Raw genomic sequence first — 16,108 nt, 5'->3', positions numbered from 1 at the left:
GTGCAACGCACTGCGTCGCGGAAGAAAGGCTGACTGTTGAGCCTCACCGACATGTCCCGCAGAAACGCTCTCATCACCGCGGCCGGCGTCGCCGCCGTCGGCATCACCTCCTCCACCCTCCTCGCGACGCCGGCTGCGGCCGCGCCGCGGCCCCTCAGGAACGACGAGCTCAAAGCAGCCTTGCGCCGGGTGGAGGCGCGGCGCCGCCGCATCCTGACCGACCGGGCGTCCACCAACGGGTGGGAGATGGAGAAAACCACCGACGACGAGGGCGACATCGCCACACGTCACGTGGAGGGCACCCCGCTGAGCGTCCCGGTTCGCACGGGAGACGTCGAATCGGTCCTGGCCCATGTGATCCGCCGATTCCACTACGAGGTCGAGGCTCTGGGGCTGCGCGACGAACCGAACCCGCTCGTGGGGTGGGCGGCCCCGTCGTCGATACGCGACAGCCGGCTCCCCGAGTCGAACCGGGCCTCGGGAACCGCCGTCGTCGTTCGCCCGGACTCCTACCCGCCCGGAGTGCGGGGCGGTTTCACCTCCCGACAGGAGCTGACGATCCGCGACATCCTCGCCGACGCCGAGGGCGTCGTTCGCTGGGGCGGCGACGATCGCCACCCGTACGAGGGGCTGTTCTATCTGAACGTACCTCCGGGGGACGCTCGTCTGGCCCGGGTCGCTGCCAGGATCCGCGCCTGGCGCGAGGTTCCAGGTGCGGGCGCCGGACTCGTGCCCGACGTGACGGCACCTTCCCGGCGCCGACGGGCCTCCCAGTTCCGCTGACCGCCCCTCAGCTCTCCTCCATGCCCCTCCGGGGGCCGTACACCCTCTGGAGGGGGGTTAGCCCCACAAAATTCGGGGGCTAACCCCACTGTCACGGGTCACGGGCTTCCGTACCGTGGTCGGCATGGAAGCCCGTGACCAGGAACTCAAGAAGGAGCTCGCCGCCACCCTCCATGCCCGTGGCGAGCTGGGAGCGGAGTATGAGGCCGCGCTCATCGACTCGTTCCTGGAGAAGGTCGAGCAGCGCCTCGACACCACGCTCGACCGCCAGGTCCGCAGGCAGCTGGCCGAGCAGCAGGTCACCGCTGCCCGGGGTGCGCGGCCGACGCAGCCGGGGAGCTTCGGGGAGCGGCATGGTCTGGGGATCGTCTCGCTGGTTCTGGCCGTCCCCCTGTCCGCGATCGGTGTGGCGAACGCCGGGATCGAGGGACTGGTCGTGGCCTGGCTCGGCATCGTCGGGGTCAACGCGTTCCAGACGGCACGGAACGGACAGCTGTTCCGTCGCCGGGACGAGCGCGCGATATCCGACTGGAAGGACTGAGCGGCTGAGGGAGCGCCGAAAGGGCTGAGCGCTGCAAGGCCTGAGCGCTGGAAGGTCCGAGCGCGGAAGGCCTGGGCCCGGATGGTGTCGCGCGGCCTGACCGTGCGGCCGGACCCGCGAAGGAGCCCGGCCGCAGCGGAGTATGTCGCGGGGCCGCCGCACCCCCGGTTGCCCGGGGGGCGGGACGACGGCGGTCCCCGCGAGGGACGCGGTCCGGGTCAGGGCCGGATTCCCGCGTCCGGGCGACGGTGGAGGTCCGGGAGCCGCTCCGTAGTCCGGTGTCGCCGTTCTGGGTGCCGACGGGTTTCCCTGCCGACACCCACCAATGTGCCGGAGCGGTGTTAAGCGGGTGCTGCGCGAACGTGACACGCTCGTACCGTTTTCGCGAAGCCCTGCCGCCGGACCCCGTCACGCTCCTTCCGGCCTCCGTCACGCCGGGCCGGAAGCGCCCTGCCGACCCGTCAGGCCTTCGTCGTGCCCGCGTCCTTGGCGAGGAACGCCAACAGGTCCTGGCGGCTCACCACACCCTTGGGCTTGCCCTCGACGAGCACGATCGCCGCGTCCGCGCCGTCCGTACCGCTGAGCACGGCCATCAGGTCCTCGACCGGTTCGCCGGAACCGACCTGCGGCAGCGGGGCCGACATGTGCTTCTCCAGCGGGTCGGTCAGCGAGGCGCGCTGGGTGAACAGCGCGTCCAGCAGCTGCCGTTCCACGACGGAGCCGATGACCTCGGCGGCCATCACGTCCGGGTGTCCGGCGCCCGGCTTCACGATCGGCATCTGGGAGACGCCGTACTCACGCAGCACCTCGATGGCCTCGCCGACCGTCTCCTCCGGGTGCATGTGGACGAGGGAGGGCATCGGGCCCTCCTTGAAGTCCAGGACCGCGCCCACGTTGGCGGAGGCGCCGGAGTCCTCCAGGAAGCCGTAGTCGGCCATCCACTCGTCATTGAAGATCTTGCTCAGGTAGCCGCGGCCGCTGTCGGGGAGCAGCACCACGACGACGTCCTCGGGGCCGAGCCGCTTGGCGACCTCCAGGGCGCCGACGACCGCCATGCCGCAGGAGCCGCCGACGAGCAGCCCCTCCTCCTTGGCAAGTCGGCGCGTCATCTGGAAGGAGTCCTTGTCGGACACCGCGACGATCTCGTCGGTGACGTTCCGGTCGTAGGCGCTCGGCCAGAAGTCCTCGCCGACGCCCTCGACCAGATACGGCCGACCGGAGCCGCCGGAGTAGACCGAGCCCTCCGGGTCCGCGCCGATGACCTGGACCGCGCCGTCGCTGATCTCCTTGAGGTAGCGACCGGTGCCGCTGATCGTGCCGCCGGTGCCGACGCCCGCGACGAAGTGGGTGATCTTCCCCTCGGTCTGCTCCCACAGTTCGGGACCGGTGGTCTCGTAGTGCGAGCGCGGGTTGTTCGGGTTGGAGTACTGGTCCGGCTTCCAGGCGCCCGGCGTCTCGGTGACCAGCCGGTCGGAGACGTTGTAGTAGGAATCGGGGTGCTCGGGGTCAACGGCCGTGGGGCAGACGACGACCTCGGCGCCGTACGCGCGCAGCACGTTGATCTTGTCCGTGGACACCTTGTCCGGGCAGACGAAGATGCACTTGTAGCCCTTCTGCTGCGCGACGATGGCGAGGCCGACGCCGGTGTTGCCGCTGGTCGGCTCGACGATCGTGCCGCCGGGCTTCAGCTCCCCGCTCTGCTCGGCCGCCTCGATCATGCGCAGCGCGATGCGGTCCTTCACGGACCCGCCGGGGTTGAAGTACTCGACCTTGGCCAGGACGGTCGCCTGGATACCTGCCGTGACGTTGCGCAGCCTCACCAGCGGGGTGTTGCCGACAAGACTGATCATCGAATCGTGGAATTGCACCGTGTACTCCGGGATCTCCGAGATGGTCCGGCCCAGAGTATGCGTACGGGGAGGACTCTGCGTACGGGAAGGAGTACACGGAGGTCCTCGCGGGGCAGGTAGGTAGGTGTACGGCTGTACGGCGAGGAGGAGGTGGACCGGACTGTGTCGAGAGCAAGGGTGGCACGGCGGATCGCGGCGGGCGCGGCTTACGGCGGTGGCAGCATCGGGCTGATCGGTGCGGCGGCCGTGGGCGTGTTCCTGGCGGAGGTCCAGCTCGCGAAGAGGCAGGTGGGGGGCGGGACGGCTCCGGTTCCGCCGAGTGCGGACGGGCGCTACGGGGTGGCGTTCGCCGGTCCGTCCGACCCCCTGCGGCTCGGGATGCTCGGGGATTCGACGGCGGCGGGCCAGGGGGTCCGGCGGGCCGGGCAGACCCCGGGGGCGCTGCTCGCCTCGGGGCTCGCGGCGGTCGCCGAGCGGCCGGTGGACCTGCGGAACGTGGCCCTGCCGGGGGCCCGGTCGGACGATCTGGAGCGGCAGGTCTCGCTGCTTCTCGCGGACCCGGCGCGCACCCCGGACGTCTGCGTGATCATGATCGGGGCGAACGATGTCACCCACCGGATGCCCGCCACCCAGTCGGTGCGCTGCCTGACGACGGCGGTGCGCAGACTGCGGACGGCGGGGGCCGAGGTGGTCGTCGGGACCTGTCCGGACCTGGGCACGATCGAGCCGGTCTACCAGCCGCTGCGCTGGCTGGCCCGGCGGGTGAGTCGCCAGCTGGCGGCCGCGCAGACGATCGGGGCGGTGGAGCAGGGCGGGCGCACGGTGTCGCTGGGCGATCTGCTGGGCCCTGAGTTCGCGGCGAACCCGCGCGAGCTGTTCGGCCCCGACAACTACCACCCGTCGGCCGAGGGGTACGCCACGGCGGCCATGGCGGTCCTGCCGACGCTCTGCGCGGTGCTGGGTCTGTGGCCGGAGAGCGACCGGCTGGACGGTGCGCGGCGGGAGGACATCCTCCCGGTGGCGAAGGCGGCCTCCCAGGCGGCCCGGGAGGCCGGTACGGAGGTCACGGGGGCCCGGGCGCCCTGGGCTCTCCTCAAGCACCGCAGGCGGCGGCGTCTGCCCTCCTCCACCGAGCCCATCCCGCACCCGCACCCGGACGCCGCCCACGGGCACGCGTAGCGGCGGCCGCCATCCGCAGGAGGCGTGCCTGAGCAAGCGCTTAGAAAAGAGTTCCGCATCACACGGCCTGCCGGGTGACCCCGGCGATACGTCCGGGTAACTTCCAGAGGAGTTCTGCCTGTCCACACAGCCTTCCAGCCCTCATGGAGCCGCGTGATGCCCGAAGCCGTGATCGTCTCTGCCGCCCGTTCGCCGATCGGCCGCGCCTTCAAGGGGTCCCTGAAGGACCTGCGCGCGGACGACCTGACCGCCACGATCATCCAGACCGCGCTGGCCAAGGTTCCCGAGCTGGACCCGAAGGACATCGACGACCTGATGCTGGGCTGCGGCCTGCCCGGCGGCGAGCAGGGCAACAACCTGGGCCGCATCATCGCCGTACAGATGGGGATGGACCACCTTCCCGGCTGTACGGTCACCCGCTACTGCTCCTCCTCGCTCCAGACCAGCCGGATGGCGCTGCACGCGATCAAGGCGGGCGAGGGCGATGTCTTCATCTCGGCCGGTGTCGAGATGGTGTCCCGCTTCACCAAGGGCAACTCCGACAGCCTGCCGGACACGCACAACCCGCTGTTCGCCGAGGCCGAGGCCCGTACCGCGGCCCGCGCCGAGGAGTCCGGCGCGGGCTGGCACGACCCGCGTGAGGACGGCCTGGTCCCGGACGCGTACATCTCGATGGGGCAGACGGCCGAGAACCTGGCCCGCTCCAAGGGCGTCACCCGCCAGGACATGGACGAGTTCGGCGTACGGTCGCAGAACCTCGCCGAGGAAGCCCTGAAGAACGGCTTCTGGGCGCGGGAGATCACCCCGGTCACCACCCCCGACGGCACGGTCGTCTCCAAGGACGACGGCCCGCGCGCGGGTGTCACGCTGGAGGGCGTGCAGGGCCTGAAGCCGGTCTTCCGCCCCGACGGTCTGGTCACCGCGGGCAACTGCTGCCCGCTCAACGACGGCGCGGCCGCCCTGGTGATCATGTCCGACACGAAGGCGCGCGAGCTGGGCCTGACCCCGCTGGCCCGGATCGTCTCCACCGGCGTCTCCGGCCTCTCCCCCGAGATCATGGGCTACGGCCCGGTCGAGGCCAGCAAGCAGGCGCTGAAGCGGGCGGGCCTGACCATCGGCGACATCGACCTCGCCGAGATCAACGAGGCCTTCGCCGCCCAGGTCATCCCGTCCTACCGGGATCTCGGCCTGCCGCTGGAGAAGGTCAACGTCAACGGCGGCGCGATCGCGGTCGGCCACCCCTTCGGCATGACCGGCGCCCGCATCACCGGCACGCTGATCAACAGCCTCCAGTTCCACGACAAGCAGTTCGGCCTGGAGACGATGTGCGTGGGCGGCGGCCAGGGCATGGCGATGGTGATCGAGCGGCTGAGCTGAGGCGCAGCGGAGGGCAGGGGGCGCGCGAGGTACGAGTGCGGCACCTGCCCTCAGCGGAGGCGAAGCCCAGCGCGACCACAAGCACGAGCGGCCGAGCTGAGGCCTCGCAGGCGCGGAAGGCCCGGCTGGACCTTCCGCGTCGCGGGGTTTTCGAACCCCGCCGAGCTCCGACCGTGACCGAATCTCCCCCAGGATGTGATCTGCACCCCGGGGGAGAGTCGTTTCCGCAGGTCACAGCATTTTGGACCTAAACATCGGACCGAAAGACCTGTCCATTTCGTGACGTAATGCACTGACAGCCCGTACCCCGACAGGCCAAGCTGATGTAGGAAGTCGGGGGTATCGATTGAAACCGGGAGTATGTCAGTGAGCGCCATGTCATTTGCCCTGTTGCTGACCACCGCCGCTGCCACGGCCGTCGGCGCCGCCGCGCTGCACGCCGCTCACGGGCTGCGCAAGCAGGTCGCGGCCCTGCGTACCGAGCTGGCCGACGGCTACGCCCGGGCCGCCTCCGTGCCACCGCAGAGCCGCAGTACGGCCACCCCCGCCGAGGAGATACGCGCGGCGGTCGCCGAGGCGCTGGCCGAGGAGCGGGAGCGGGAGCTGGCCGAGGCGCGCGCCTTCTGGGCGGCCCAGGAGGCCCGTGACGCCGCCGACGCCCCGTCCCTGCTGGGCGGTCTGTCGGGCCTCGGCGAGGACACCGCCCCGTACTACCTGCCCCGGCAGGCCGACTTCGCCGGTCTGGAGTCCCTGGACCTCGAAGCGGCCGAGGCGATGGAGGAGCTGGTCGAGCTCAGCGAGCGCACCCTCGCGGAGCACGAGGCCGGTGAGCTGACCGACCTTCCCGAGATCGCCGAGTTCCCCGAGGACTCCCCCGAGCTGGCCGCGGCCCGCCGCCGCCACCCCTCGCACCCGGACTTCGTCCCCGTACAGACGCCCGTGGTCACCGACCACGAGCGCACCGTGAGCCGTCTCGAAGAGCTGGCCGACCTGGCGACCGAGCTGACCGATGTGCGCCCCGGCCCGCTGGGCACGCTCGATGTGTACGTCTTCGCCGACGGCACCACGCTCTGTATGACCCCCGGCCACCGCGAGACCGCCGAGCGGCTCTCCGAGGCGCTGCGGGCGGGTCGGCAGCCGGTCCTGCTGGGCGGCTCGGGCGTCTCCGGCGCCTATGCGCTGACCTTCTCCTGCGGCGAGGACAACGTCTACATCCTCGCGGACCGCGTCATCGCCTCGTTCTGACCGGCCGGCTCGCGCTTCCTAGCGGAAAGCCCGCGCCGCCGCTTCCTCGACGTATCGCACGGCCTCGTCCAGCTCCTGGGACGGGGCCGTTTCCAGCGCCACGGCCAGGTCCCGCCCGGCGACGGCGAGTTGGTCGCCCACGACGAACATCCCGGCGTCCGGCAGCTCACGCGGCCCGGAGTCCGGGCTCTCCAGGCGCTGGGCCCGGGCGGCGAGTTCGCGGGCGGTGGCCAGGGCGTCGGCGGCCAGGCCGCGCCGGAGGCGGCTCTGCGGGGCCGAGCGCAGCCGGTCGGCGAAGCGGTCCACGGCCTGGATGAGGGGCGTCGTATCGAGCACTCCGCGACCCTACGCGCCCTCACGGCATGGTTGCCAACGGTCGTCCGCTCGGGCACGGTGTCGGGAAGGAACAGCTACGCGCACTGCGTCGGAGGCGCCGATGTCGCATGTCTTCTCCGAAGAAACCCATCGCAATCTGCTCGCCCGCATCCCTCAATGCACCGGTCGTGAGATCTCCGACTGGCTCCGGACCGTCGATGAAGGCCCCTCTCTCATCCGCTTCGAGGAAAAGGTCAGCTGGCTGCGCGGTGAGCACGAACTCGCCTATGGCCACGCCAAGGCGATCATCCACGAGCACGACCTGAGGCGGGCCGCTCGCAAGCTGTTGTGAGCCGCGCGCCCCGGACACGGAAGGGCCCGCAGGCATCGTGCCTGCGGGCCCTTCCGGTGTTGCGGGTGTTACGGGTGGTGCGGGTCCTGCGCGGTGGGTCAGTCGTCGCCGCTGAGGATCGCGACCAGGCGCAGCATCTCGATGTAGATCCACACCAGGGTCACGGTGAGGCCGAAGGCCGCCAGCCAGGCCTCCTCGCGCGGAGCGCCGTACGCGATGCCGTCCTCGACCTGCTTGAAGTTCAGGGCGAGGATGCACGCGCCGATCACGATGGCCACGATGCCGAAGATGATGCCGAGCGCACCGCTGCGGAAGCCGAGGCCGTCACCGCCGCCGAACACGGCGAACAGCATGTTGACCATCATCAGCAGCATGAAGCCGATGGCGGCGGCCATCACGAAGCCGTAGAAGCGGCGCGTGACCCGGATCAGACCGGTGCGGTAGGCGATCAGCACACCGGCGAAGACCGCCATCGTGCCGAGCACCGCCTGCATCGCGGCGCCGGGAGCGACGTAGACACTGACGATGTTGCTGACGATGCCGAGGAAGACACCCTCGAACGCCGCGTACGTCAGGATCAGCGCCGGCGAGGGCCGGCGCTTGAACGAGTTCACCAGCGACAGCACGAAGCCGATGATCGCGGCGCCGATGGCCACGCCGTAGGCGCTGCCCAGGTTCGCCTGGTCGACCGGCATGACCCACCACGCGATGGCGGCGGCCACGATCACGGTGCCGAGCGTCATCGCCGTACGCGTCACCACGTCGTCGATGGTCATCGCGTCGGTGCGCGCGGGCGCCGGGGCGCCGGGCTGGGTGCCCTGTGCGTAAGGGTTGGTGGCGTACGGGTTTGCGGCGGTGCCCTGCGCGAACGGGTTGGTCCCCGCCGTGGCGGCCCCGGCCTGCGGCGCCGCGTTGAAGCTCGCGTGGCCGTTGTCGCGGCTGAACCCCCGTCGCGAGAAGACCGGGTTGCTGCTCCTCATCTCACTCCTCCATGGCCACACTGCATGGCCTCGCGACAAGAGTAATGGGTAGGCAAAAGAATGACCCTAGTGCCAGGGGAGGATCTTTGCGGCGGCCGTGCCGTCCCGGCCCCCGGAAACCGCCCGGCGCCCGGCGTACGGGGCCGGGGCCGCGATCACCTCATCGGTCACGGTCAGGGCCGTCCGGGTCACACCCTGTGAGGTGCGTGGTGCCCGGAGCCGGATTCGAACCGGCACGCCCCCGAGGGGCAGCGAGGTTTAAGCTCGCCGTGTCTACGTTCCACCATCCGGGCGTGCCGCGCGGCTCCGCGTTGGCTACCGACCCTATCCGGGGGCGTCCCTCGATCAGCGGAACAGTGGCGCGATGTTGTCTTATTTTATTGACCGCTTGAGGGGCCGTCAGCACACCCGGCCGGGCCGCCCAGCGCCCGCGCCCGATCCCGGCCGGGCGACACGCCGTGTTGGGAATGACGGAAAGTCGCCGCACCCGTACGGCCCAATACGCCAGGTCCGCGCCAGGCTTCGCCAGGGTGTCCGCCACCCTCGGGTCCCGTGGCGCCCGGGAAGCGCGCCATCAGCCCCGAGACCCCCTCCGGGCGCGCGCCCGGCCCACCGAGAGCGCCGGTCACCCTGCGTAACCGTCGAGTGGCGGAAGCAGGACCCGGCGGGGTGGGGCTCCCCCGGGCTCAGGGTCGGTGTCATACCCCAGGAGGACGGATTCACCTCTGCGATGCGACTCAAGACGGCCACCGGAACGGGCTTCCGGAGTGACGCCCCGGCGCGATCGGGACGTAACGATGGAGTAAGTCCCCGGGCAGCGCCGTCAGCGCCCGCCCCGCACCTCGCGTGCCATCCGCATCACCCGAACCAGGAGCGTCCCTGTGACCACCACCCCCACCGTTCACCGCGCCACCGCGGTAGCCGCCCGCGCCACGGAGCTGTCGAAGGTCTACGGCCAGGGTGAGACGCAGGTCGTCGCCCTGGACCGGGTGACCGTGGACTTCCCGCAGGGCGAGTTCACCGCGATCATGGGCCCCTCGGGTTCCGGCAAGTCGACGCTGATGCACTGCGTCGCCGGTCTCGACAGCTTCAGCAGCGGTTCGGTCCGCATCGGCGACACCGAGCTCGGGACGCTCAAGGACAAGCAGCTCACCCAGCTGCGCCGGGACAAGATCGGCTTCATCTTCCAGGCGTTCAACCTGCTGCCGACGCTCACCGCGCTGGAGAACATCACCCTGCCGATGGACATCGCGGGCCGGAAGCCGGACGCCGCGTGGCTCCAGAAGGTCATCGACATGGTGGGGCTCTCCGAGCGGCTCAAGCACCGCCCGACCGAGCTCTCCGGCGGTCAGCAGCAGCGCGTCGCCGTGGCTCGTGCCCTGGCCTCGCAGCCCGAGATCATCTTTGGTGACGAGCCGACCGGAAACCTGGACTCCCGCTCCGGCGCCGAGGTCCTCGGCTTCCTGCGCAACTCCGTGCGCGAGCTGGGCCAGACCGTGGTGATGGTCACGCACGACCCGGTGGCCGCCTCCTACGCGGACCGGGTCATCTTCCTCGCGGACGGCGCGGTCGTCGACCAGATGATGCACCCCACCGCCGACGGAGTCCTCGACCGTATGAAGGCGTTCGACGCGAAGGGCCGCACCAGCTGACGCGTACGGCCCAGGGGCCGACCGCGTCTCCCTCCCCCTTCCGGAACCCCATCCCAGGACACACAGACATGTTCCGTACCGCCCTGCGCAATGTGCTCGCGCACAAGGCCAGGCTGCTGATGACCGTGCTCGCCGTCATGCTCGGCGTAGCGTTCGTCTCCGGCACCCTGGTCTTCACCGACACCCTCGGCAACGCCTTCCGCAACCAGTCGGCCAAGAGCTACGACGACGTCGCCGTCGCCGTCTCGACCCACGCCGGCGGCCGCGACGACAAGACCCCCGGCCTCGACGAGGCCACCCTGGACAAGATCCGCGGCCTGGACGGCGTGGCCTCCGCCACCGGCCGGGTCAACGGCTTCGCCGGCGTCGCCGACCCGGACGGCAAGCTGATCGGCAACGGCTGGTCCAACACCGGCGGCAACTTCGCCCCCGGCAAGGACGGCAAGGACGGCGCGTACGACTTCACCCAGGGCACCGGCCCGGTGAAGAACGGTCAGATCGCGCTCGACAAGGACACCGCGGAGAAGGGCAAGTACCGCGTCGGCGACCCGGTGCGGGTCGCCACCAACGGCCCGGTGAAGGAGTACACCCTCTCCGGTGTCTTCACCACCGAGGACGGTGCGGTCAACGCGGGCGGCAGCCTCGTGCTGTTCGACACCCCGACCGCCCAGAAGCTCTACCTGAAGCCCGGCGTCTTCCAGGACGCCACCGTGACCGCCGCCGCGGGCACCTCCGACCAGAAGCTGCTGGACGAGATCCTGCCGCTGCTGCCCGAGGAGGCGACAGCACAGACCGGCAAGGCGCTCGCCGACCAGCAGGCCGAGGACATCGAGAGCGGCCTCACCAGCCTCAACACCATGCTGCTGGCCTTCGCGGGCATCGCCCTGTTCGTCGGGGTCTTCCTCATCGCCAACACCTTCACCATGCTGGTCGCCCAGCGGACCCGTGAGCTGGCCCTGATGCGGGCCATCGGCGCCTCCCGCCGCCAGGTCAAGCGCTCGGTGCTGATCGAGGCCGCCGTCGTCGGCACGCTCGCCTCCGTCATCGGCTTCGCCCTCGGCCTCGGCCTCGCCACCGGCCTGCGCTCCGCCATGGGGCTCCTCGGCGGCAAGATCCCCGCCGGCCCGCTGGTCGTCTCGCCGACCGCCGTCATCTCCGCCCTCGCGGTCGGCATCCTGATCACCGTGCTGGCCGCCTGGCTGCCCGCCCGCCGGGCCGCGAAGATCGCCCCGGTGGCCGCGATGAGCAGCGTGCACGCCACGGCCTCCGTGAAGTCCCTGGTCGTACGGAACTCCATCGGCGGCGTGATCGCCCTGCTCGGCGCGGCGGGCATCGTCGGCGGCGCGGCCTCGGGCGGCACTCCGGGCCGTCAGCTGGTCGCGGCCGGGGCGTTCTTCGCCCTGATCGGCATCATCATCCTGATCCCGCTGCTGTCCCGTCCGGTCATCGCCCTCGTGCGGCCGCTGCTGAAGAAGCTGTTCGGCGTCTCCGGGAAGCTGGCCTCGCAGAACGCGGTCCGCAACCCGCGGCGTACCGGAGCCACGGCCTCCGCGCTGGCGATCGGGCTGACCCTGGTCACCGGGATCTCGGTGCTCGGCGTCACCCTCGGCCAGGCCATCGACAAGATGACCACGGACAACATCAAGGCCGACTACATGGTCACGATGGCCAGTGGCGACTCGCTCGACCGGTCGGCGCTCACCGCCCTGGAGAAGGCCGACGGGGTCTCCGCGATCTCCCCGCAGCAGGCTGCCTGGTTCGAGGTCGACGGGGAGTTCCAGTCCGCCTCCGGCGTCAACCCGGGCGATGTGGAGAAGGTCTTCTCGCTGGAGACCGTCTCCGGTTCGCTGAGCTCGCTGAAGGACGGCCAGGTCGCGGTCGGCTCCAAGACCGCGAAGTCGAACGGCTGGAAGACCGGCGACACCCTCCCGGTGAAGTTCGACGACGACGAGAAGGGCGAGATCACGGTCGGGGCGGTCTACAAGGAGAACGACTTCCTGTCGACCTTCGTGATCCCCAAGGAGCTCGCCGACAAGCACAGCGCGTCCTCCCGCCCCGAGATCCGCGAGATCTGGATCAAGACGGACGGCGGCGCGAGCAAGGCCAACGAGCAGTCCATCGTGGACGCGCTCGGCGACAACCCGGCGATGAGCGTCATGGACCGGCAGGACATCCGTGACATGTTCGGGGGCTTCATCAACACCGCCCTGAACATCATGTACGGGCTGCTCGCCATGGCCCTGCTGATCGCGGTCCTCGGGGTCGTGAACACCCTCGCGATGTCGGTGTTCGAGCGGCAGCAGGAGATCGGCATGCTCCGCGCGATCGGTCTCGACCGCGGTCGCGTCAAGCGGATGATCCGTCTGGAAGCCGTCGTCATCTCGGTCTTCGGCGCGGTGATCGGGGTCGGCCTCGGGGTCTTCCTCGGCTGGGCGATCGGGCGGACGCTGTCCGCCGACATCCCCGGCTACGCCCTGGTCATCCCGTGGGACCGGCTCGCGCTCTTCCTGCTCCTCGCCGGACTGGTGGGCGTCCTCGCCTCGCTGTGGCCCGCCCGCAGCGCGGCGAAGCTCAACATGCTGACGGCGATCAAGACCGAGTAGGCGGGCGGCCCGAGGGCCGGGACGAGGGGACGACGAGGGGCCGGGTGCACCGCTGGGAAAGCGGAGCACCCGGCCCCTCGCCCGTACCGGAGGCGTACGCGTACGGGTCAGCCGCCCGTCCGCTCCGTCCAGGCGCGGGCGCGCAGCGGCGACCGGGAGCCGCCGCCCTCCAGCGGGCGCACCGCGAGGATCTGGTTGACGCCGATCTTGTTGTGCTCGAAGGAGAGCGCGGAGGCGGCCATGTAGAGGCGCCAGACCCTGGCCCGGCCCGGCGATGTGGCTGCCACCGCCCGCTCCCAGTGCCGCTCCAGGTTGGCCACCCACTGGCGCAGGGTCAGCGCGTAGTGCTCGCGCAGCGCCTCGACGTCCCGGGCCTCGAACCCGGCCTCCTCCAGGGTGGTCAGGGTGCGGCCGACCGGGGCCAGTTCGCCGTCGGGGAAGACGTAGGAGTCGATGAACGCGTCGATGCGGTAGGCGGACTCGTCCTGCTCGGGGCGGCGGGCGATCTGGTGGTTCAGGAGGCGGCCGCCGGGCTTCAGGAGGGCGTAGAGGTCATCGGCGTACTCGCGGTAGCGGACCGAGCCGACGTGCTCGGCCATGCCGATCGAGGAAATCGCGTCGTACGGTCCGTCACGGACGTCCCGGTAGTCCTGGACGCGGATCTCGATCCGGTCGGTCAGGCCCTCCTCGGCGATGCGCTTGCGGGCGTGGGCGGCCTGTTCCCGGGAGAGGGTGACGCCGGTGACCCGCGCCCCGTACTCGCGGGCGGCGTGGATGGCCATCGAGCCCCAGCCGCAGCCGACGTCCAGAAGGCGGTCGCCCTCCTTCAGGGCGAGCTTGCGGCAGACCAGGTCGAGCTTGTCGCGCTGGGCGTCCTCCAGGGTTCCGCCGTCCTGCCAGTAGGCGCAGGAATAGACCATGGACGGGCCGAGGACCAGGGCGTAGAAGTCGTTGCCGACGTCGTAGTGGTGGCTGATGGCTTCCTTGTCGCGGCGTCTGGTGTGCAGCGGCCCGGTGCGGCGGCGCACCTCCTCGGCGGGCGGGGCGGGCGGCGGCCAGGGGCCCGCCAGCTGGAGGAGGCCGCGGGCGAAGGCACGGGCGGCGGGGTCGCGGACCGGGTGGACGGTGTCCTTGGCGTCGGCGCCCCGGTCCCACAGGAGCCCGGCGATCCGGGCGAGCACTTCGTACAGATCGCCGTCGACGTCGATCTCCCCGGCCACCCAGGCACGGGCCAGGCCCAGTTCGCCCGGCTTCCACAGGAGCCGGCGCAGGGCGCGGCGGTGCCGGATCACGAGCACGGGGGCCCCGGGCGGCCCCGATTCGCTGCCGTCCCAGGCCCGGATGCGGACCGGGAGGGGTTCCGAGAGCAGCTCCTCGGCGAGAGCGGTCAGCCGCGACGCGGCGTCGGCCATGGCGCACACCTCCGTGTGGTGTTTCCCCGATATGCACGTATCACGATGCGTAGGACATGCTCACTGCCCCGCCGCGACACGCCCCCCGGTGCCACGCGAGGTACATCTGCGTCAACTGTCTCCGTACGCTCCGTCATCCCGCTACCGGGCAACGAATCGGCAAAGCGTGTACGAACCGCACAGACAGCGCCCGGGAACGCCGAAGGGACCGTCCGCACCACGGATGGCGGACGGCCCCTTCGGGCGTCGTACGGTGTGCTCCTTGCGGAGCTGCCTCACCGGGAGGTCAGGAGGCCTTGGCCTTCTCGCCCTCGGGCTTGGCGGCGGCCGGAGCCGGGGCCGGCTTGGCGGCCTCGTAGAACTCCTCGCGCGGCGTCTCCATGGCGCCGAGCGAGACGACCTCGCGCTTGAGGAACATCGCCAGCGTCCAGTCGGCGAAGATCCGGATCTTGCGGTTCCAGGTCGGCATGGCCATGCCGTGGTAGCCGCGGTGCATGTACCAGGCGAGACGGCCCTTGAGCTTGATCTTCACCTTGCCCATGACGATCATCGCGACGCCCTTGTGCAGGCCGAGACCGGCGACCGCACCCTTGTTGGCGTGGCTGTACTCCTTCTGCGGGAAGCCCCGCATACCGGAGATCACGTTGTCGCCGAGGACCTTCGCCTGACGCAGCGCGTGCTGGGCGTTGGGCGGGCACCAGGCGTTCGGGTTGCCCGCGCGGCGGCCGACCATGTCCGGCACCTGGGCGTTGTCGCCCGCGGCCCAGATGTAGTCGGTGCCCTGCACCTGGAGCTTCTCGGAGGTGTCCACGTGACCACGGGGGCCGAGCGGCAGACCGAAGCGGGCGAGCGCCGGGTTCGGCTTCACACCGGCGGTCCACACGATGGTGCTGGAGTCGACCTCCAGGCCGTTCTTCAGGACCACGTGGCCGTCGACGCAGGAGTCCATCGAGGTGGAGAGGTAGATCTCCACACCGCGGCTCTCCAGGTGCTCCTTGCCGTAGGCGCCCAGCTTCGGGCCGACCTCGGGAAGGATCTTGTCGGCGGCGTCGACCAGGATGAAGCGCATGTCCTCGCGCTTCACGTTGGTGTAGTACTTCGCCGCGTCGCGGGCCATGTCCTCGACCTCGCCGATGGTCTCCGCACCGGCGAAACCGCCGCCCACGAAGACGAACGTGAGCGCCTTGCGGCGGACGTCCTCGTCGGTCGTGGAGTCAGCCTTGTCCAGCTGCTCCAGGACGTGGTTGCGCAGGCCGATGGACTCCTCGATGCCCTTCATGCCGATGCCCTGCTCGGCGAGGCCGGGGATCGGGAAGGTACGGGAGACCGCGCCCATCGCGATGACCAGGTAGTCGAAGGGCAGCTCGTAGGCCTCGCCGACGAGCGGCGCGACCGTGGCGACCTTGCGGTCCTGGTCGATGGTCGTGACACGACCGGTGAGAACCTCAGCCTTGGGCAGCACGCGTCGCAGCGGGACGACGACATGCCGAGGCGAGATGCTGCCTGCGGCAGCTTCGGGGAGGAAGGGCTGGTACGTCATGTACGACCGCGGGTCGACGACCGTGACGGTCGCCTCTCCGTACCGCATCTTCTTCAGAATGCGACGAGCTGCGTACAGGCCTACGTACCCACCGCCTACAACGAGGATCCTGGGACGCTCCGTGGTGCTCATGCCATCGAGTATCCACCCCGCCCGGAGGGGGTGCTCGTGAGCCCCTTCACAAGGATTGAGTGGCCCTCTGCTACACTTCGCCGCCCACGTGACCCAGGTCATGGGCACAAAAGGGAACCACGGCCCCGCGGAAGACGTTGTTCACCG

13 protein-coding genes and 1 tRNA gene are annotated in these 16,108 nt (G+C 70.5%); 8 read left to right on the top strand and 6 right to left on the bottom strand.

Annotation, left to right across the window (positions count from 1 at the left end):
* Positions 1-51 precede the first annotated feature (51 nt).
* Positions 52-783: a hypothetical protein gene (locus CIB93_RS13360; RefSeq protein ID WP_257002166.1), complete on the top strand. Its 732-nt coding sequence runs from the start codon at positions 52-54 to the stop codon at positions 781-783.
* 124 nt (positions 784-907) lie between these two features.
* Positions 908-1,324: a hypothetical protein gene (locus CIB93_RS13355; RefSeq protein ID WP_096627015.1), complete on the top strand. Its 417-nt coding sequence runs from the start codon at positions 908-910 to the stop codon at positions 1,322-1,324.
* 461 nt (positions 1,325-1,785) lie between these two features.
* Here CIB93_RS13355 and CIB93_RS13350 read toward each other — a convergent pair whose 3' ends face one another.
* A complete protein-coding gene (locus CIB93_RS13350) occupies positions 1,786-3,192 on the bottom strand; it encodes a cystathionine beta-synthase (RefSeq protein ID WP_096627014.1) in 1,407 nt (468 codons plus the stop codon).
* A gap of 159 nt (positions 3,193-3,351) precedes the next feature.
* Between CIB93_RS13350 and CIB93_RS13345 the strand changes: the two genes are divergently transcribed.
* The 3 genes from CIB93_RS13345 to CIB93_RS13335 all read left to right on the top strand — a co-directional run bounded on the left by CIB93_RS13345 (position 3,352) and on the right by CIB93_RS13335 (position 6,975).
* Positions 3,352-4,353 carry an SGNH/GDSL hydrolase family protein gene (locus CIB93_RS13345; RefSeq protein ID WP_096627013.1) on the top strand — a complete coding sequence of 334 codons (1,002 nt, stop codon included), beginning with the start codon at positions 3,352-3,354 and terminating at the stop codon, positions 4,351-4,353.
* Between the two features lie 156 nt (positions 4,354-4,509).
* A complete protein-coding gene (locus tag CIB93_RS13340; RefSeq protein ID WP_096627012.1) occupies positions 4,510-5,730 on the top strand; it encodes an acetyl-CoA C-acetyltransferase in 1,221 nt (406 codons plus the stop codon).
* A 390-nt stretch (positions 5,731-6,120) separates the two neighbouring features.
* Positions 6,121-6,975: a hypothetical protein gene (locus tag CIB93_RS13335; RefSeq protein WP_096627011.1), complete on the top strand. Its 855-nt coding sequence runs from the start codon at positions 6,121-6,123 to the stop codon at positions 6,973-6,975.
* 18 nt (positions 6,976-6,993) lie between these two features.
* On the opposite strand, the gene CIB93_RS13330 is transcribed toward CIB93_RS13335, so the two are convergent.
* Positions 6,994-7,311 (bottom strand): hypothetical protein, encoded by a 318-nt coding sequence (locus tag CIB93_RS13330; RefSeq protein ID WP_096627010.1) that lies wholly within the window; start codon positions 7,309-7,311, stop codon positions 6,994-6,996.
* Positions 7,312-7,411: 100 nt separating this feature from the next.
* Between CIB93_RS13330 and CIB93_RS13325 the strand changes: the two genes are divergently transcribed.
* The gene (locus tag CIB93_RS13325; protein ID WP_096627009.1) at positions 7,412-7,642 is read left to right on the top strand and encodes a DUF4287 domain-containing protein; all 231 of its coding nucleotides are present in this window, start codon (positions 7,412-7,414) and stop codon (positions 7,640-7,642) included.
* Positions 7,643-7,740: 98 nt separating this feature from the next.
* Here the strand turns inward: CIB93_RS13325 and CIB93_RS13320 are convergent, their stop codons facing one another.
* Complete coding sequence (locus tag CIB93_RS13320) at positions 7,741-8,622, bottom strand: Bax inhibitor-1/YccA family protein (protein ID WP_096627008.1); 882 nt, start codon at positions 8,620-8,622, stop codon at positions 7,741-7,743.
* Positions 8,623-8,829: 207 nt separating this feature from the next.
* Positions 8,830-8,915 (bottom strand) — tRNA-Leu (locus CIB93_RS13315).
* A gap of 588 nt (positions 8,916-9,503) precedes the next feature.
* Here CIB93_RS13315 and CIB93_RS13310 point away from each other — a divergent pair.
* Together CIB93_RS13310 and CIB93_RS13305 are read left to right on the top strand one after the other, a co-directional pair.
* Complete coding sequence (locus tag CIB93_RS13310) at positions 9,504-10,274, top strand: ABC transporter ATP-binding protein (protein ID WP_096627007.1); 771 nt, start codon at positions 9,504-9,506, stop codon at positions 10,272-10,274.
* A gap of 68 nt (positions 10,275-10,342) precedes the next feature.
* Positions 10,343-12,877, top strand: coding sequence for an ABC transporter permease (locus CIB93_RS13305; protein WP_096627006.1), 2,535 nt, complete (start codon positions 10,343-10,345; stop codon positions 12,875-12,877).
* A gap of 107 nt (positions 12,878-12,984) precedes the next feature.
* On the opposite strand, the gene CIB93_RS13300 is transcribed toward CIB93_RS13305, so the two are convergent.
* Together CIB93_RS13300 and CIB93_RS13295 are read right to left on the bottom strand one after the other, a co-directional pair.
* Positions 12,985-14,289 carry a cyclopropane-fatty-acyl-phospholipid synthase family protein gene (locus CIB93_RS13300; RefSeq protein ID WP_096627005.1) on the bottom strand — a complete coding sequence of 435 codons (1,305 nt, stop codon included), beginning with the start codon at positions 14,287-14,289 and terminating at the stop codon, positions 12,985-12,987.
* Positions 14,290-14,575: 286 nt separating this feature from the next.
* Positions 14,576-15,961 carry an NAD(P)/FAD-dependent oxidoreductase gene (locus tag CIB93_RS13295; RefSeq protein WP_030730565.1) on the bottom strand — a complete coding sequence of 462 codons (1,386 nt, stop codon included), beginning with the start codon at positions 15,959-15,961 and terminating at the stop codon, positions 14,576-14,578.
* Positions 15,962-16,108: the final 147 nt, after the last annotated feature.

It is taken from the genome of Streptomyces sp. WZ.A104, from assembly GCF_002382885.1.
Classification (GTDB): Bacteria; Actinomycetota; Actinomycetes; order Streptomycetales; family Streptomycetaceae; genus Streptomyces.
Note: the sequence above shows the minus strand (reverse complement) of the source record. Positions and strands in the feature narration are given on the sequence as shown.